Here is a 17252-nt window from a genome sequence, read left to right as displayed (position 1 = left end):
TTACCCCAGACTCCAACGCCGACGTACCAGCAAGAACAGAAAGAACGGGGCACCAAAGGCCGCAGTTATCACACCCACGGGTACACTGCCATCATTGAACAGCTGGCGACTGATCAAATCTGCCAGCAGCAAAAATACCGCGCCACCCAACGCAGAAACTGGCAATAACCAGCGATGGTTGGTGCCAATGAGCAGCCGCACCACATGGGGCACCACCAGGCCAATAAAACCGATGCCGCCGCTGACCGAAACAGCCAGGGCAATCATCACGGCTGTAAGCACCAGCAACAGCAGCCGGGTCCGTGCCACATCCAGCCCCGCCGAAGCGGCATGCACCTCACCCAGCATCAACATATCCAATCGCCGCGCCTGGGCGAATACCAGCGGCAACAACAAAACAACCGGCAGGATCAGCAATACATGGTCCCAAGTTCGCGCCTCAAGCCCACCCATGGTCCAGTAGACTATCATCCGACCAACCTCCCACTGCTCCAGAGACAGCGCCAGCACAAAAGCGGCGGCGGCACCATTCATGGCCCCCACCGCAATACCCGCCAGCAGCAGGGTACTCATCACCGTATGACCGGCCAGCAAGGCGATACGATATACCAGCAACAGCGTACCGGCGGCACCCAGTCCAGCCAGCAAGGGCAGTGCCCACACTGACACCGATGCCAGTCCCAGATACAGGGCAATCACCGCGCCCAGCGACGCACCGGAAGACACGCCAAGAATTGAAGGTGAAGCCAGTGGATTGCGGAACAACCCCTGCATTACCGCGCCGCTGAGCGCAAAACAGGTACCACTCAACATCGCCACCAGCACCCGGGGTTCACGCACATGCTGCATGATATCCAACTGCCAGGCAGGCAGCGTCTCCGGCGATAACCAGCCCAGCTGCATCGCCATCAACTGCAGGCCCGCGATAACACCGATCTCGGCAGGACCCTGCAACAGGTTCAATAAGGCCAGTGCCACCAGCAACGCAATGAACAGCGCCACGATGCCAGCTTGCTTATGCCTCAAGGCTGTTCCTCCCTATCCATCAAGCATTGCTGAATCTGGGCAAACCCCTGCCAGCGAAAATGCGATGCTGAGGAGCGCCATGCACCTTGCAGCACACACACCCGGCGCTGCTTTATTGCCGGTACGTTCTGCCAGGCGGGGTTCGTGTACATCTGTTGATCTGCCTTAGCTTGAATATCCCAGCCGCTCAACAAGATAACGTCAGGCTGCAGGCTGATAGCCTGCTCGGCAGAGAGGCGCTGCACACCTTGCAACCCGGTATCCCGCAACACATTGTAGCCGCCAGCCCGTTCAATTAACTCATGCGTCAGATCACCCGGCCCCACTGAACTGCCAGAAAGGTCATAATAGAGCACACGTGGCTGGGACGAATTGACCGGGACAACAGTCTGCCAGCCCGCCACCAACGCAGCCAGCGTCTCAGTATGGCCGGTCAGGTGCGCTAACAGCGTCAGGTTGCGCTCCAGATCGGCCAAAGACAGCGGTGCCTGTAAACGCAGCACCGGAATGCCCGCCCCCAACAACAAGCGCACGGTTTCAACCCGGGTATAGCTGGCGACAATCACCAGATCAGGCTGCAGCGCCAGAATCGATTCAATATCACCACTCACTCGCGCCACACTGGCGGGATAGACATCAGGCACATTGGATAACCGAGGGTTATCAACCAGATGGGTGACCCCGACAACCCGCTGGGTCGCGCCGAGGGCAGCCAGCATTTCATCACTGGCCAGCGTGGCCGAGACAATACGGGAGGGTGGTGCGGGCAAAACATGACTGCCACCCAACGGATCCAGCAGCTGTTTGGGAAATTGCTCGCCCAGCAACTGACTGGATTGCAGCAGGCCATCACTGAACAGCCCGGGGCGTAGCCCTGCCTGTACCGGCACAGTCAGTACCAGCAACAGGACCAGCCCAACACGTGTCATGACCTGATCAGAGCCCACCGGTCCAGGTAAAGCCCAGGGTGAGCATGCGACCTTCGCTGGCGTACTCAAACACCTCTTCATAATCCTGATCAAATGTATTATCCAAGCGTGCATATAGACTCAATGCTGGAGAATACTGGTGACTGAGTGCCAGATCCAGCAGGGTATAGCTACCCAGGGTCACCCGCTCTGCAGGCCAGACGTTAAAGTTAGTGTCATAACGTTTGCCCTGGTGATGAAACGTCGTAGTCAATTCAGTCTTACCATTTGACAGCAGGTAGCTACTCCCCAAGCTGACAGAATGGCGTGGGCGACGCTGTAGGTCAGCGCCCGTACCGTCGTCGGTCGCGGTGTAGGTATAACTGGCATTGAGCCTTAAGCGGTCACTCGGTTTCAGCTCCAGCGCCAGCTCAACACCTTTCAGTGTCGCTTGTTGCTCAGTGTTTAACGAGCTAATACCCGCCCCGACTATCAGGTCTTCCACTCGGTTACGGAACAATGTCAGGTCTATCAGTCCATCCAGCTGGGCGAAATGGTATTCCGCACCCAGGTCAATGGTGCGGGCACGTTCCGGCTTCAGATCTGGGTTACCGATAAAGTCTGTCGAGTAGCCATACAGCTCAGTCAGCGAAGGGTATTTGATCCCCTTGCCAATACTGCTGTGCAACCGGACCTGCTCGCCCAACCATGAAGCCACTGCCAACCGCCAAGTCGTCTCATGGTCAAACAGATTACTCTTGTCCCGACGCAGATCCATAATTAAGTACAGGTCCTGCTCCAGGTTAAGGCCATATTCCAACGCCGCACCACGAGTCTGGTGGGTTTTATCAACCCGATAACCCCACATAGGATGAATATATTCGTTGATAAAGGCTTCATTTTCCCCTTCCAGTGCCAGGGTCAAGTGCTGATCCGCCTGCCCTTCGCTCCACTGATAGGTGCCCTGATACGCCAGTTTTTCTTTGCGTCCCCGGTTCACTGTCGAGTGCACACCGGCACTATAATCATCACGGTCATTATCCGCCAAAGACAGGTCGAGTTTATGCTGCCAGTGCAGATCCTGGCTCTGCCAGCGGCCGCCGACACGAGCAAATGTCTGGGCGACATCGGCCGTCGCATCGGCATCGAACGGGTTGAAATCATATGCCACGTCCGCCTTGGTGTGACGCAGTACCAGATCCAGCTCGGCCCGCTCGCTGAGGTAAAGGCCTGCTTTCAGATTCAGCGTCTGATTACGATAACCGTCACGCTCTGTGTTACCCAGCGCTTCTGGTGCCACTGAAATACCGCGGGTCTTTTGGTGACTGACCGCCAGTGCATAGTGACCTTTATCGGAGCCACCCTGCAGGGTCAGGGTTTCCTGATGACTGTCATAACGACCCGCCTCCATCTGCACGCTATATTCCGGCGCGCCCTGCCCTTTACGAGTAATGATGTTAATCACACCACCCAGCGCATCCGGCCCCCACAGTGCAGTCTGCGCTCCCCGCAGAATTTCGATCCGCTCGACATTCAAGGTGAGTATATGGGCGAGGTCAAAGTCGGTACCAGACGTGGCACTCACTTCGATGCCATCCAGCAGTACCAAGGTGTGGTTGGCTTCAGCACCGCGAATCCTTACCTGGGTCTGCCCGCCAGGGCCACCCGCCTGAACCACGCTGACTCCGGGCACCGTGCGCAACGCTTCGGCAACCGTTCTAACCTGACGCGCAGCCAGTTCTGACTGATCCAATACAGAAACCGAACTGCCGGTTTCAAAACGCGCCGTATCAACACGGGACGCGACTACCAGAAAAGACTGATCAGCACTGTCAGCGTATACCGGCTGAGCACACACCATGGCTGTGGATAACAGAGTAAGCGGGAGATGGAGAAATCGTGACATGTACTGCTCCTAATAAGATCTATCAAGAGCCGGTGGTCAATCCTGGCCTAGGCGGAATCTGGCTTAACAACACCGGCAACAATATAAGCATATTGTCACCTATGCGCAGTCCGCCCAGTCCAGCCCTCCGCTGTCTGGCAGGTGACACACAGCCGATTAAGGCTGTCGTAATGGCAGGTATCCTGGCTGTCAGGTCATCGCGGCAGCTCACCTTCCCGGCCGGGGCCAGTGGTATTTGAAGCTGCAACTCTCTGATTACAGTTGCGGGGGCAGCCACGGTTTTGCACCGTGTTCCCTATGAAGCCGTCAAGGCACCATTACGTGCGCCGACACATCAAGCTGTCAGCGGGCGCAACCATACCATGCTCTCTGGCCGGGTCAAATGAATGACGTTCGTTACAATATGAACGAAACTGAAGATGCCACACAAAACGCGGCACCGTATAATGGCCACCGCCAGTAGCCCAAGCCAATAAAGGGAGTGTGAAATGTTATATGTTCTACCGGAAACCACAGGCGATATCATGGTCTTACAGGCCACTGACGAGCTGACAGCAGAGGACTATAAAACCACTTTCCTGCCGCTATTTGAACATGTCAGCCAGGCCCACCCGGAACCACGCCTGCTATTGTTTCTCGATCCACATTTCAAAGGCTGGCAACCCGGTGCCATGTGGGAAGATGCACGTTTTGGCTTGGCACACGGCGATCAGTTATACCGCTGCGCCATTGTCGGCGGACCGGATTGGCTCGAATGGGCATCCAGGCTCGCCAGTCACTTTACTCGGGGCGAACTGAAACATTTCTCAGCCAGCCAGCTACTGCAGGCCATGCACTGGTTGAATGACGAGGATGAAGAAGAGAATACCCCCTACCCCTTTGGCGATCAGACCTGAGCTACGCTGAGCCCGAAAAACAGTGTTTTAAAAAGCTAGATTTATCTAGCCAACTGAGCTTGCCAGTCATTAATTCTTATCTAATTGCTGTATAATTGCTGTCCAAAGGGCGGTCTTTCATAACGCCTACCAAAAACTGGAGATCCCCATGCAAACCCTTACGCCACAAGGCACTCAATTGGTGCAGGATGTAGCGCAACGTTACAATCTGAGCCAAGATGCTGTCATCCATATGTTAATTGCTGTTAACAACGGCGGCGGGAGCATGGCGCAGTTTAACTGCCCTGAACTCGGAGGCTCCGGGCAATGGATGCGCGGTGGCATGACGATGGTAGGCGACATGTTTAATCACGGGTTAAAAGCGACAGTTGATAACCTCTGTAATGAGCTTTCAAACGGCCTTGCGAACCTGCAGGTATTTCCTGTTGTTAAACCGGGCACACCCGGCAGTAATCAATGGTGGCCTGCTGACCTTGGAGCGCCTTTCAGCTCCGGCGGACAAAACGATATTCGCTACGCGGTTTTTCCCGGACGCCTGGCGGTAGAGCATTTTGGTCAAGTCACTGTATATGACACCCTGAATCACCAGATCAGCGGGGTAAGCCAGCAGCAAGGTGGAGATACGTCATTAACCTTCAGCAGCCAATACGGAACCGTCGCCGTAAGCAGCCTGCCCATTGTCTCTGGCCCCGGAGTCCCGGCACAACCGAATACCAACTTTGCCCAACCGCAAAACAATGCGCCACAGTACAGCCAACCGGAACCACAAAATACGGCCCCGCAGTACTCCGCGCCGCACACAGAATCGTCTAATGAAGCGCTGGACCTGATCGAAAAACTGGCGCGCCTGCGGGATGCAGGGGCCATTTCTGATGAAGAGTTCACCACGAAAAAGAATCAATTACTGCAACGAATTTAAACGGATTGATACATTGTCATGCTGCAATCGCAGCAGTTGAGACAATAACCACTTAACTGCTGCGGCCTACCGCCGCTGAGTTTGACGGTGTTCAAATCATCAGACTGACAATCAATATTAAAGAAATGAAATTTTCTGCAAGAAAGTATTGAACACACCCAGCCCAACCGTATAATACACCGCACTTCAGGACTATAGCTCAGTTGGTTAGAGCGCTACCTTGACATCACAGGGCCTTTCATCCTTTAAAGCCTGTAAAAACCTTTCTATATCATAATCTTATAGTATTTTATCGTAACACACTAAAGTGTGTAAAATCGGGTAAATCCGCTCAAAAAATCAATTTTGAAACTAAAAAGTGTGTTACGAAAACACAGCTATTACTAGCAGAATGTGTTCTGAAATGTGTTACGAAATTGAGTCATTCATACCTTCAATTATCTCTTTTTTGGGGGCGTTCTTTTCCTAAAGACGATGCTAGTATTTTTCCTTTCATAGGAAAGTAATAGTGCGTAACAGATGCCTAAGAACGATGAGCAAAATCCTAAATTGATGAGAATCTCTCAGTTTAGAGAAACGTTTTTTGCTGAAGGATCAGCCCCAACTGCAAAAACGATCAAGAAGTTGATACTCACTGGTGAGCTAACAGGTAAAACACTAGGTAGCACTCAGTACGTAGTGATTGATGAAAAAGTCACTACCTACGATCCAACAGTATATGAAGCGTATTCTGACGAAGGGATAGAAGAAAGTCTGCTGAAACTGCCTCCGAAGGCTCTAGAGATCTATGTGGATTTCATGGATCGTGAATAGAGAAGCTGATGGTGAAAGTCTCTTAAAGTTGGCATCAGGCACATGGGTTTAAGGTGGATTCATTAGATGTACTAGTTCAAGGTTTGCATTAGTACATCTAAGTTCTCTAAATTGTGATCTTTTCACATAGGTACAATTACATCACAATTCAGCCTTAAAGGTATTATCGAAGGGGGGCTGGTAGTGTAGTCACCAGTTGCTACCTAGTACAATATGATTAGGTTAAACTAGGTGCTTTCTCAACTGTGTCCAATGGATTAAGACTAAGTGCGAAGCAAACCATTGATTAGGTGGGCAGGCAGCAAAAGAAAGTTATTGCCTATGCTAACCGCCAACGCTCCTTCATCTTATAAAAGGTATGTTGAGCCCTTTTGTGGTTCTGCTAGTCTATTTTTTGAACTCCCTGATTCTCCCGCTCTGCTTTCTGATATTAATGTCGATTTGGTAAATGCACTTAATACCATAAAGAATGATCCCACTATCAGAAGCCAACTAGTGAAAATTCCAGCAACCAAGGAAGAGTACTATCGAATCCGAGCAATAGAACCTGAATCAATATCGAAAGTAGATAGGGCTATCCGTTTTTTGTATCTAAATAGATATTGTTTTAATGGTGTCTATCGGACGAATCAAAAAGGGCAGTTCAATGTGCCTATGGGAACTAGAACAGGCGAATTCCCATCTGAGGCAGTATTTGATGAAGCCCGGAAGCGACTGGCAAATGCAGAAATTTCTGTTGCGGACTATAAGACTACATTAACGAAAATAGGGGATGGAGATTTTGTATACATTGATCCGCCTTATTCAAAGTCCGGGCGATTTACTGGAGAGTACGGACTAGGAAGCTTTGATTCATCGGAACTGCCTGAATTCTTTGATAACCTAGCTGAACTTGATAGAAGGGGAGCCAAGTTTCTGTTTTCGTATCGGGCCTGTGAAGAAACAAGAGAGCTTTTATCTGAAGATTATCAAGTAGAAGTCATTCCTGTAAAAAGGCATGTTTCTGGATTTAAGGAAAGCTGGAACGATAGTAAGGAAATACTCGTCAAAAATTATGGACAATAATGTGCTAAAGATTCTCGTTATATCAGACCTTCATGCCATCCTCAGGGAAGAGTTTGCTGACGATTCATATCTGTCCTTCATGGATGGGGATAGTGAATATGGGGTAGTTTTTGCGGAATATGTAAACTCGCTCAATGAAGATATTGACCTATTAATCTGTGCTGGGGATGTATCTAATAAAGCATGCGTAGACGGTTTTGAGGCTGGTTGGCGTTTTTTACACTGGCTGAAAGAGAATATAGGAGCTAAAGAACTTATCTGTGTTCCCGGAAACCATGATCATCAGTCAAGACTCAAGGATGATGTATTTTCCCCGAAACACAACTTACAGTTTGTAACCCCTTCATTCCCATTGCCTGATTTTGAAGGTAATACGCATTTTTGGGCTTGGAACTGGTGTAAGGTTCCACATGACGATTGTAATATTATTATCGTTAATTCAAGTGCTTATCATGGCTATGGAGAAGATGAACACAAAAAAGGAAGAGTATCTCAGCAATGTTGTGAACAGATAGTTCAGCATATAAATTCTGAGCAATTTGAAAAGAAAAAAATTAATATCCTCGTTACTCACCACCATCCATATCCAATGGATCATGTTGATTACCGTAAAGATACTGAAAGTATGGATGGAGGGCAGCACCTCATTAATATGATTAATGAAACATATTCCGGTGCTTGGTTAGTGATCCACGGGCATAGGCACTATGCTGAGATCAAATATGGACAATGCCAAACCAGCTGTCCCCCTGTCATCCTCTCTGCGGGAAGCTTTTCTGCAAGGCTTTATAAAACGATACAGGATCGAACTTCGAATCAGTTTTATATTCTGGATATTGACCTAGATGAAAGTGAAAAAAAAGAGAAAGTGGTAGGTCAATTTAGAACATTCGAGAGGCCATATCCAAGAGCTTGGAGACCATCAAAAGCGACCAACCTTCCTGCTCGTGGTGGATTTGGTGGGGATGTTAGTGGTGTAGAATTAGCTAAACAAATTCATGGCAGGTTGGACGAGGATAACCCATTTTTAGAACGTTCCGATCTTGTTGATCTACAGAGTGACATACAAAACCTTATGCCAGCTGAATTCAAATTACTTATTTCTAAATTAGAAGGGTTAGGGTTACGGGTTTCTACAACTTCTAACGAAATAATCCAAGTGGGTGATGAAAATGTCTGAATACATTCCTAGTATGCATGAAGCATTCAATGCCCGGACTTTTTCTACGAAAGACCTATGTGGAAGTTTTATAGTAAGTGATTTTTTTGAAAGGCTTTCAGCATATAACCATTCGGTCATGGTTGGTCCACGGGGAAGCGGAAAAACAACATTAATGAGGATGTTGAGCATTGATGCCCTAGATCTTTGGCAAGGTACAACAGCAGATTTCTATAAAGAAAACATCTCATATTCAGGCGTGTTTATTCCAACGGATAGATTATGGAAAAGTCAGTTTGAAAGAATCAAAACAAAATTTCAAAGTGATCATCGCCTATTAGATATTTTGGATTCACTCTTTATCTACCACATCCTCGAAAGGTTCGCGGCAGCAATTTCTTATAGGTCATCTAGAAATCATGAAAGTAGCGACCGCTTCAATCATATTTCTTTGAGCAAGAGTGATGAGGTAGTTCTGGTTAAGGAAATAGCCGAAATGTGGAAAGTGAAACCAAACTTTCCAACCATAAGTAATTTAGAAGTAGCCATTTCAAAGAAAAAACAGGTCATTTCCGCCTTCATTAATGATGCTTTTAGAAGGCAGATAGTTGATGGATATCCAGATGTTATATCAGGAGAGTTACAAGGAATTCTGGATTCATCTGTATCGATAGTTAATAAGCTGCTTAATGATCGAGGGCATAAATGGTGCTTTCTATTTGATGAACTTGAACTTGCTCCAGATCACTTGGTTCAATCCCTGATCGATGCCATGAGAGGCGGGCATGAGGACTATATTTTAAAACTTGCACTATCTCCATATCATCAGAACGTAGATTTGACTTCTGGGCCAGAAGGTTCGATGTCAAATCAAGACTTCAAGTTTATAAGTTTGACAGAAACTGATGACGATAAAGGAATAGAGTTTTCTAAACAGCTGTGTGGCAATATTTTCATTAAAAAAGGTATTACAAAGCCTGTAGATGAATGCTTCGAGATGCCTCCGGAATTCTCGCTTAATGATACGTTTGCGAGCCTTGCCTCTAAGGACCAGAGCTTCAGTGAATACCTTTCTTCTCAGGAAATTGAGATTGATAAGATTTCAAGCTACACAGAAAAAGATAAAAGGCCAACTTTAAGAAAGTTCCAGTTTGTAGCTTTAAATCGAGATTTGTACTTAAAAGAAAATGGTTCTGTAAAACCAAGGAGAAGAGCACCAGATATATATGCTGGTTTTCATAATATTTGCCGGTCACTAGAATACAACCCGCGAATGCTTATTGGGATCATGAATGAATTTGTCTCTTCCATAAAAAAAGATGACTTGATTCCCTTACATATTCAAATAGCTGCTTTAGAAAAGTTCCTTAGGTCTTATGAAGCCCTTCTAGGGACCATTGCTATAGAACCTCATTGTTTTGATTTCGGCGACAAGCTCAATGTTAGAACTGTCCTAGATTTGATCAATGCTTTAGGATCTACTTTCAAAAGTAACATTGTGGAAGGAGGGTTTAACCCCGAACCTAGAGGTTCCATAATTGTTCCGCATCAATATAGAAAAGCTGTTGGGCCAGCATTGAATGCTGGAGCCTTGATCGTGGCTGATTATGAGCATGCAGCTGAGGATATGTCTTCACAATCCCCTTTTCGTTGTCGGTTATCATATATATTTGCTCATAGATATTGGTTGTTGATGACTCTCCAACGTGAAGAAACAATGGATAATATTTTAGAGCAGTTTGTTTCAAAAAATAGTAAAACCAAAATAGATCAGTCCTCACAAATGGAGTTGCTATGAGGGTTTTTAAAGAAGCTGTTGAAACTGAATTTTACCTCGCTATATGGGGGTTAGGTTTTGAGAGTCGGGCAATCTCTGCTTTTGATCAAATCTCTTGTAACTCATGTCATAACGTTGTCTTCGGATATACCAGCAACACAAATGTATTACATTATCAAAAAAATAAATCTGTTTATGAGACTCATGGTTGTAATATTTACGAATGTGAAGACCACGACATCATAGGCCATCTACGCGATGAATTTGAAACCAATGGTTATGAAGCTCCCATCAATGTTTATTTAGAAATTTCTGTGATGAGCAGGCACAGACTAGCCTCCATAATGACATTTCTACTTGAACATCTTTCGGAAGGCTCAAGTTTGACTGTTTCCTATAGTCTTTCTTCCTATGTGGAACCACCGGAGGAGCCGACGCCAATCAGAACACTGGGTGAAATTTGTCCTGATTTATGTGGTGAATTAGGAGATCTTAATTTACCTACGGCTGTTATCTTTGGGTTGGGATATGAGAGAAGTAAGGCTTTAGGCGTTTCTAACTATTTAGATTCAAGTATTGTTTTTGCTCTGATACCTGAGAGCCCTAATACAGAATTTGAGGGGGCAGTAAGAGCAAATAATGATGATTTTCTGGAGATTCTTCCAGAAGATCATATTTCTACTTATAAAGTAATGTCCCCTTACTCTACATATGTCGACCTTAAGTCATTGATTCTATCTTTGGTTGGTGAGTCACGGCCTCTATTGATTCCTCTAGGGCCTAAAATTCTTTCTGCTCTTAGCGTAATAATTGGTATTGAATTAGGTATTCCTGTTTGGAGGGTTTCTTCTGATCATTTAGAAACCCCTACTGAAAGGCCATGCAGTGGGAATCGAGTAGTTTTTACTGTGAGCATCTAAATCTATTGGAGAGTCTTTTAGGGCTTGAACATTTTGTCCAAGACCATTTAACTTCCTACCAAGAAATAGTAGCGCTCTAACAATTCAATGTATTGAAATATAAGGATTTATTTTCTTGTGACACATTCATAACACACTTCTAACACACAAATAACACACTTTTTTAATTTGAACAGATAAATAAAGTGATGATGTTACATCTGAAATTTTGTCAGATAAGAAGTCATGTAAGTTGATTGGAGATAAGGTGTTATGACTTTAATTTGTTGTTTAATAAGTGTTTTTAAGGAATTTTAAAGAAAGCTATTGAACAGGATAATCTTATCAGTATACTACGCTGACTCCATAGGACTATAGCTCAGTTGGTTAGAGCGCTACCTTGACATGGTAGAGGTCACCAGTTCGAATCTGGTTAGTCCTACCAAATATGAAAGAACCGCCACAATGGCGGTTTTTTTATGTCTCGGTGAAACCGTTCGCACTGCCCAGTTCGAGCCGAGCGCTCTGCGCGAGACAATGTCACTAACCTGGCCGCAGCATTGTCTAGCGGTAGGTGACCTCCGCCGACCGGTCTCGATTACCGTGGTTGCAACCAGCCTGGTAGCAAGCTGTAGGGTTCAAAGTCGGAATCCAACTGCAGATTAAGTCCTACCGCTGAGAGCCGTTGTTGCAGTTCCCCACTTTTATAAAGATCGAATAGTTCAGTGCAACCACCAATATATTCACCAGCGATAAAGATCTGCGGAATGGTAATGCTACCACTATGCTGATTGATAACTGCCCGTATCTGGCCGCCCTGCTGGTCAGGTTGATATTGAGCAGAATCCAGATCTACCGAACGGTACGGAATCTCGCATCGGGCAAACAACTTACGCACTGACCAACAAAACTCACACCATTCCAACGCAAACATCACCAACGGTTGCTCGGTGTCGCTTAACCAAGCCTCAACCTGCGCCTGTATCTCGGCAGTTGGTTGTGGCAGATCCAGTGCTGCCGGTGCAGCCGGAGCGAGATCGAACCGATAACCCGGAGTCGAGCAAGATAACGCCAACTCTTCGTCGCTCATCTCCTCAGTAATATCAGCGAACAACGGTGTACTCAGATAGCGTTCGCCGGTATCGGGCAGCATCGCCAGGATGTTGCTGCCAGCAGGCACCCGTTCACATAGTTGTAATGCCCCGGCCAGGGTTGCCCCAGCACTGATCCCGACAAAAATACCCTCCTGTTGCGCCAGTGCCTTGGCACACGCCAGTGCACGGTCACCAGGAATCGCAACGATCTCATCGATAAAATCAGCATTAACCACATCTTCGGTCAGCTGCGGGATAAAGTCTGGCGACCAGCCCTGCATTAAATGGGGTTTAAAGCTGGGATGGCTGCTGGCCGGAGCGCCGTCAACGGTGCGCTGTTGTATCTCACCACTGGCCAGCAATGGCGCATTATCCGGCTCACATACCACCACTTTGGTGGCGGGGCTCTGCGCTTTCAGCACCTGTGACACGCCTTTTAACGTACCGCCGGTGCCAAAACCGGTAACCCAGTAGTCGAGCCCGACATCGTCAAACGCGGCCAGGATCTCAGGCGCGGTGGTGCGTGAATGCATCTGCGCGTTAGCCTCATTTTCAAACTGACGGCACAGAAACCAGCCATGTTTTTCAGCCAGCTCAACCGCTTTGGCCAGCATACCGCTCCCCTTAAGCGCAGCCGGTGTCAGCACTACTTTGGCACCGAGGAAACGCATCATTTTACGGCGTTCAACACTGAAATTTTCGGCCATCGTCAGCACCAACGGGTAGCCTTTCTGAGCACAGACCATCGCCAAGCCAATCCCGGTATTACCGCTGGTTGCCTCGATGACGGTCTGCCCAGGCTTGAGCAGCCCCTTGCGCTCGGCATCTTCAATCACACCCAGTGCCAACCGATCTTTGACTGACGCCATCGGGTTGAACGCTTCAATCTTGACGTAGAGGTTGATGCCGTCTGGCGCCAGTTTGTTGAGTCTAACCACCGGTGTATTGCCGATGGTTTGCAAAATATTCTCGTACCGCTGTGCCATCTCACTATACCCCTGCTGTGGTTGATCAAAGTATAGTGGGTTGCAGCAAGCGTAAGACGAGAAGGTGCCGGTTAACCCGCAATGAATGGGCAAGCAACGCTAAGACAGCAGATGATTCAAGATGAAGGAGCCTGCGAACAAGTCCAAAACTTTCTCTGCGGCAATAAATTAGCCTGTGCGCCAAAGGCGGCGCAGCGGAATGACAAGTCCTTTCCAAGCTGCAAGCTGCCTGACAAAGCAGAAGGCTGTTAAACGCCAGTTGAGGCTCTACCAAGCCCCCCTGATTAACCTCAATACCGATATTGCCAGGCAAGGCCGAACATATCCTGACTCATTTTCAGATTGGCTTCGCCCCCACCAAAAGCGACAGGTATAGAGTTCTGGCCTTTTACCTGTTGTGCCAACGCGTGGGTATACGAGAAGCTAACGGTCTGCTCAGGGCTGATCTCCAAGCTAGCCCCTAGACTGATGTGATCTTCTATCACCCCCGGGGCGAGAATATTAAGGAAGGTTTGACTCGCCGGAATGGGCTGGTCGGTATGACTGATGCCCGCGCGCAGTGCCAACCGCGCATTAAACTGATAGATCACACCCAGTTTGTAGACTTCGATATCCTGCCAACCAAATCCAGCTCCGTTATCTGCCCCTAAAGGTGCTGACAACGACAGCGGGTTACCAACAGAACGCACGTCACTGTATTCAATCCGTTCCCAGTCCCCCGCCAGCGTCCAGCGAGGCGCCAGTTGCCAGGCAAAACCCACGCCGTAGCTTTCCGGTACATCAAACCCACCCTGCTCGGCAAATAACCCGCTGTAGCGCGAGAAACGGTCTGTGTTCAGTTTGGAAGACCAGCTTGCCCCTAATGTCAGCGTGTCCGTTACCTGCCCCTGCCAACCCAGTTTAAGACCCCAGCCATTGCTGCTGTCATGGCCATTATTGCTGACGGCAGCGGGGTTGCTGCTTAAGCCTGCGAAGTTCTGAATCCCCTGCGCCGCAAACCGCTGATAAACATAGGTCACGCCTATGCCGAAACTCTGCCGTTGCGTCAATTTGTAGGCCAATGAGCCGGTGATAAACAGCTGCGACAGATCAACGCCCGCCGCACCGGAAGAACCAAACGCAGCAAAAGGTGTTTTCCGGTAAGCCGTATTCATCCCGCCATTGGCATACATCGCCAGTCCGTAGGCGACAGAATCGGAATGACGGCGGGCAAACCCCGCTTCCGGAATCCAGAAGTGATGATCCGAATTGGCATCGTAGCTGCCATTCAGGCCAAACCCATTACCTGAAATTTCTGAACTACGCTCCGGCTTGAACCAGTTGACGCCCAGATCATATTGATTCCCGAGCGCGATCAGTGATGCCGGATTGCTGGCAGATTTGATGCTGTCATGCGCCAGAGCATAACTGACCCCCGCCATACCCTGCGCCTTGACACTACTACCATGCATAAAATAACCATTGGTGGCCTGTGCTACTGTGGGCAGTACCGCGACTGCGGTTATCAGGATAGAACGCATTGTGAGTGCCATCTGTACGCCTTGCTCGGAAAGATAATCAGACACGTATATTAGAATAAAAAAATATAAAAATTAACTCTTATTGCATACTTAAGTAATATTGAATATAACCTTTGCGCTCCTCTGCTCAGACAGGGATAATGCGTCACATATCTGCAATACCATGCGCCATAACAGATCGAGACAGCCTATGACTATCATCAATTTCACACCGCTGCCTGCCCTGCTGGGTGGTGCCTTGATTGGCCTCTCCGCTGCCTTTCTGTTACTGGCAAAGGGCCGAATTGCTGGCATATCCGGAATCGCCGGGGGGGTCATCTACCCTGAGCAGCCGGGTGATATCGGTTGGCGTATTATGTTTATCGTCGGCCTGGTACTCGGTGGGTTTATCTACCAATGGCTGGGACTCGGTGCCGGTGTGGCACATATCACAGCACAGGTAGGCACCCCGCTACTGATTGTGGCGGGGTTGCTGGTAGGCATTGGCACCCAGATCGGCACTGGCTGTACCAGTGGGCATGGCATCTGTGGCCTGGCCCGGCGCAGCCCCCGGTCGCTGGTGGCAACCCTCTGTTTTATGGGCAGCGCCATTGTCACTGTTTTTATCACACGCCATCTGCTGGGAGGCTAACCGATGACTGCCATGATACGTCTCGTGATCGCGCTGGCTGCCGGCACGCTGTTTGGTTTTGGCTTATCCGTCGCCCAGATGATTGACCCAGCCAAAGTGCTTAACTTTCTCGACATCACCGGTAACTGGGACCCCTCGCTAGCTTTTGTGATGGCCGGGGGGTTGTTGGTTAACGCTCTGCTGACGCCATTGATTCTTCAACGCAGCAAACCCTTATTTGCCGAATTTTTTCGTTTACCCGGCAAACTAGAGGTCGACAGCCGTATCATTATGGGCGGTATCATTTTTGGCATAGGTTGGGGGATTGCCGGTTATTGTCCAGGGCCGATGATCACATCTCTGAGCTTTGCCAACATGGATATTCTGACCGTGTTTGCCGCCTTTGTCGTTGGCACCTTGATCAGTCGCTGGGTGATAGCACATCGCAACCCATCTTGACACTTTACGGGCGCGCGGTGGCAGAACGAAGCACCTGCCGCCCTGTGAGTTGATCAATATACAAATTTCAGATTACTATATTAGCTAAAGTAATATTAAAATTTTCCGATGTATAAGACATAACACAATCAGGCAACTTTGGTTGTGACTTCCAACAGTTAAACAATCAATTTAAATATAAAAAGCTGAGTATTCCAGGCATGGCCGAACTACAGCAGTACAGCTTGCCCCACTTGCTGGTGATAGAGGATGACCGTGTCTGCCTGACAGCTCTGTCACAGATGCTTCACAGCAATGGCTTTGAGATCTCTTTGGCCACCACGGGTGACACCGCGCTCAGTCTGTTTGACCAGCATTTCGACCTGATTCTACTCGACCTCAATTTACCGGATATGACCGGGCATGAGCTCCTCAGACAGATTAAAAAACATCCCCAGCTATCCGATGTTCCGGTGATTTGTGTTTCAGCCTCCGACCAATATCAGGATATCCAACTGATGTTTACCAATGGCGCGCTGGATTATGTGATCAAGCCCTACCATGAGCTGGTACTGATCTCGAAAATTCGCACGCTGATCGACCTTAAACGCAAAACTGAGTTACTCAACAAGCTGGCAGTCAAAGATGCTCTGACCGGGGTATATAACCGCCGTGCATTAGAGGAACGCCTGGTCAATGAATGGCGCCGTGCTATGCGCTACCGGCGGGAATTCAGTGTACTTATGGTGGATATGGATCACTTCAAACTGGTCAACGACCAATTAAGCCATAAAGCCGGTGATGAATACCTGATTTACGTCGCCAATATTCTGCAAAGCCACGCCCGTCGCCCGTCGGATGTTGTGGTGCGTTATGGCGGCGACGAGTTTGTGATATTACTGCCGGATACCATACTGGAAGATGCTATGACCATTGCGGAGCGCATCAGATTTGACATCAGCAACCTATGCCAAACCGCAGACCTGTTTAAACATACAAATATTCAGCCAAGTGCCACCATCGGCTGCGCCAGTAATACGCCTTCATTTGATTCATCCGGCTGGAATCTAATTGAAACCGCTGATGATTGCATGATGCAGGTTAAAAAGACCGGACAGCGCAACTTGGTATGCAGCGCCAGCAACGAAATAAAAACCGCCTGAGGCCTTACATTCCGCCAGCGGTAAGTTATTCTTTAGCCTGTTACGGCGTCCGTTTTATATAAAGGCCACTCAT

General features: G+C 48.4%; 15 protein-coding genes, 1 tRNA gene and 1 riboswitch. Of the genes, 11 read left to right on the top strand and 5 right to left on the bottom strand.

The genetic code is table 11. The annotated features are described in order from the left end of the window. The 3 genes from ACFVYJ_RS01035 to ACFVYJ_RS01025 are packed head-to-tail and all read right to left on the bottom strand — an operon-like array spanning position 1 to position 3840. Complete coding sequence (locus tag ACFVYJ_RS01035; RefSeq protein WP_419414323.1) at positions 1 to 1026, bottom strand: FecCD family ABC transporter permease; 1026 nt, start codon at positions 1024 to 1026, stop codon at positions 1 to 3. Then, positions 1023 to 1955, bottom strand: coding sequence for an ABC transporter substrate-binding protein (locus ACFVYJ_RS01030; protein WP_419414322.1), 933 nt, complete (start codon positions 1953 to 1955; stop codon positions 1023 to 1025). The genes ACFVYJ_RS01035 and ACFVYJ_RS01030 overlap by 4 nt, the downstream gene beginning before the upstream one ends. 7 nt (positions 1956 to 1962) lie before the next feature. Further along, positions 1963 to 3840, bottom strand: a complete 1878-nt coding sequence (locus ACFVYJ_RS01025) for a TonB-dependent receptor plug domain-containing protein (protein ID WP_419414321.1) — start codon at positions 3838 to 3840, stop codon at positions 1963 to 1965. A 155-nt stretch (positions 3841 to 3995) separates the two neighbouring features. Then, positions 3996 to 4174, bottom strand: a riboswitch (cobalamin riboswitch). Positions 4175 to 4328: 154 nt separating this feature from the next. Between ACFVYJ_RS01025 and ACFVYJ_RS01020 the strand changes: the two genes are divergently transcribed. From ACFVYJ_RS01020 to ACFVYJ_RS00985, 8 genes are all read left to right on the top strand, one after another. Then, the gene (locus ACFVYJ_RS01020) at positions 4329 to 4736 is read left to right on the top strand and encodes a SpoIIAA family protein (RefSeq protein ID WP_419414320.1); all 408 of its coding nucleotides are present in this window, start codon (positions 4329 to 4331) and stop codon (positions 4734 to 4736) included. A 148-nt stretch (positions 4737 to 4884) separates the two neighbouring features. Then, positions 4885 to 5655, top strand: coding sequence for an SHOCT domain-containing protein (locus tag ACFVYJ_RS01015; protein ID WP_419414319.1), 771 nt, complete (start codon positions 4885 to 4887; stop codon positions 5653 to 5655). 519 nt (positions 5656 to 6174) lie between these two features. Next, positions 6175 to 6468: a hypothetical protein gene (locus tag ACFVYJ_RS01010; RefSeq protein ID WP_419414318.1), complete on the top strand. Its 294-nt coding sequence runs from the start codon at positions 6175 to 6177 to the stop codon at positions 6466 to 6468. A gap of 267 nt (positions 6469 to 6735) precedes the next feature. Continuing rightward, positions 6736 to 7533, top strand: coding sequence for a DNA adenine methylase (locus ACFVYJ_RS01005; RefSeq protein WP_419414317.1), 798 nt, complete (start codon positions 6736 to 6738; stop codon positions 7531 to 7533). Position 7534: 1 nt separating this feature from the next. Beyond that, positions 7535 to 8713, top strand: a complete 1179-nt coding sequence (locus ACFVYJ_RS01000; protein ID WP_419414316.1) for a metallophosphoesterase family protein — start codon at positions 7535 to 7537, stop codon at positions 8711 to 8713. Continuing rightward, positions 8706 to 10490, top strand: coding sequence for an ORC-CDC6 family AAA ATPase (locus ACFVYJ_RS00995; RefSeq protein ID WP_419414315.1), 1785 nt, complete (start codon positions 8706 to 8708; stop codon positions 10488 to 10490). The genes ACFVYJ_RS01000 and ACFVYJ_RS00995 overlap by 8 nt, the downstream gene beginning before the upstream one ends. Further along, positions 10487 to 11389 (top strand): beta/alpha barrel domain-containing protein, encoded by a 903-nt coding sequence (locus ACFVYJ_RS00990; RefSeq protein ID WP_419414314.1) that lies wholly within the window; start codon positions 10487 to 10489, stop codon positions 11387 to 11389. The genes ACFVYJ_RS00995 and ACFVYJ_RS00990 overlap by 4 nt, the downstream gene beginning before the upstream one ends. A 347-nt stretch (positions 11390 to 11736) precedes the next feature. Continuing rightward, a tRNA-Val gene (locus tag ACFVYJ_RS00985) sits at positions 11737 to 11813 on the top strand. A gap of 153 nt (positions 11814 to 11966) precedes the next feature. On the opposite strand, the gene cysK is transcribed toward ACFVYJ_RS00985, so the two are convergent. Both cysK and ACFVYJ_RS00975 read right to left on the bottom strand, forming a co-directional pair. After that, positions 11967 to 13448, bottom strand: coding sequence for a cysteine synthase A (gene cysK, locus ACFVYJ_RS00980; protein ID WP_419414313.1), 1482 nt, complete (start codon positions 13446 to 13448; stop codon positions 11967 to 11969). Between the two features lie 290 nt (positions 13449 to 13738). Further along, positions 13739 to 14980 (bottom strand): OmpP1/FadL family transporter, encoded by a 1242-nt coding sequence (locus ACFVYJ_RS00975; protein WP_419414312.1) that lies wholly within the window; start codon positions 14978 to 14980, stop codon positions 13739 to 13741. Between the two features lie 178 nt (positions 14981 to 15158). Here ACFVYJ_RS00975 and ACFVYJ_RS00970 point away from each other — a divergent pair, with 178 nt between their 5' ends. From ACFVYJ_RS00970 to ACFVYJ_RS00960, 3 genes are all read left to right on the top strand, one after another. After that, positions 15159 to 15599 carry a YeeE/YedE family protein gene (locus ACFVYJ_RS00970; protein ID WP_419414311.1) on the top strand — a complete coding sequence of 147 codons (441 nt, stop codon included), beginning with the start codon at positions 15159 to 15161 and terminating at the stop codon, positions 15597 to 15599. A gap of 3 nt (positions 15600 to 15602) precedes the next feature. Continuing rightward, positions 15603 to 16037 (top strand): DUF6691 family protein, encoded by a 435-nt coding sequence (locus tag ACFVYJ_RS00965; protein WP_419414310.1) that lies wholly within the window; start codon positions 15603 to 15605, stop codon positions 16035 to 16037. A gap of 200 nt (positions 16038 to 16237) precedes the next feature. Then, entirely contained in the window at positions 16238 to 17179 is a 942-nt protein-coding gene (locus ACFVYJ_RS00960) for a GGDEF domain-containing protein (RefSeq protein ID WP_419414309.1), read from the top strand. The last annotated feature ends 73 nt before the right edge of the window (positions 17180 to 17252 follow it).

It is taken from the genome of Pontibacter sp. JAM-7, from assembly GCF_048548695.2.
Lineage (GTDB): Bacteria > Pseudomonadota > Gammaproteobacteria > Pseudomonadales > Balneatricaceae > Neptuniibacter.
The sequence above is the reverse complement of the archived record's forward strand: the minus strand, read 5'-3'. Positions and strand labels throughout refer to the sequence as shown.

Excerpts from the sequence above, each read along its gene's own strand:
- ACFVYJ_RS01020 (WP_419414320.1), top strand. The coding sequence starts at position 4,329 with ATGTTATATGTTCTACCGGAAACCACAGGCGATATCATGGTCTTACAG.
- ACFVYJ_RS01010 (WP_419414318.1), top strand. The coding sequence starts at position 6,175 with ATGCCTAAGAACGATGAGCAAAATCCTAAATTGATGAGAATCTCTCAG.
- ACFVYJ_RS01030 (WP_419414322.1), bottom strand. The coding sequence starts at position 1,955 with ATGACACGTGTTGGGCTGGTCCTGTTGCTGGTACTGACTGTGCCGGTA.
- ACFVYJ_RS00990 (WP_419414314.1), top strand. The coding sequence starts at position 10,487 with ATGAGGGTTTTTAAAGAAGCTGTTGAAACTGAATTTTACCTCGCTATA.
- ACFVYJ_RS00975 (WP_419414312.1), bottom strand. The coding sequence starts at position 14,980 with ATGGCACTCACAATGCGTTCTATCCTGATAACCGCAGTCGCGGTACTG.
- ACFVYJ_RS01025 (WP_419414321.1), bottom strand. The coding sequence starts at position 3,840 with ATGTCACGATTTCTCCATCTCCCGCTTACTCTGTTATCCACAGCCATG.
- ACFVYJ_RS00965 (WP_419414310.1), top strand. The coding sequence starts at position 15,603 with ATGACTGCCATGATACGTCTCGTGATCGCGCTGGCTGCCGGCACGCTG.
- cysK (WP_419414313.1), bottom strand. The coding sequence starts at position 13,448 with ATGGCACAGCGGTACGAGAATATTTTGCAAACCATCGGCAATACACCG.
- ACFVYJ_RS00995 (WP_419414315.1), top strand. The coding sequence starts at position 8,706 with ATGTCTGAATACATTCCTAGTATGCATGAAGCATTCAATGCCCGGACT.
- ACFVYJ_RS00970 (WP_419414311.1), top strand. The coding sequence starts at position 15,159 with ATGACTATCATCAATTTCACACCGCTGCCTGCCCTGCTGGGTGGTGCC.
- ACFVYJ_RS01015 (WP_419414319.1), top strand. The coding sequence starts at position 4,885 with ATGCAAACCCTTACGCCACAAGGCACTCAATTGGTGCAGGATGTAGCG.
- ACFVYJ_RS00960 (WP_419414309.1), top strand. The coding sequence starts at position 16,238 with ATGGCCGAACTACAGCAGTACAGCTTGCCCCACTTGCTGGTGATAGAG.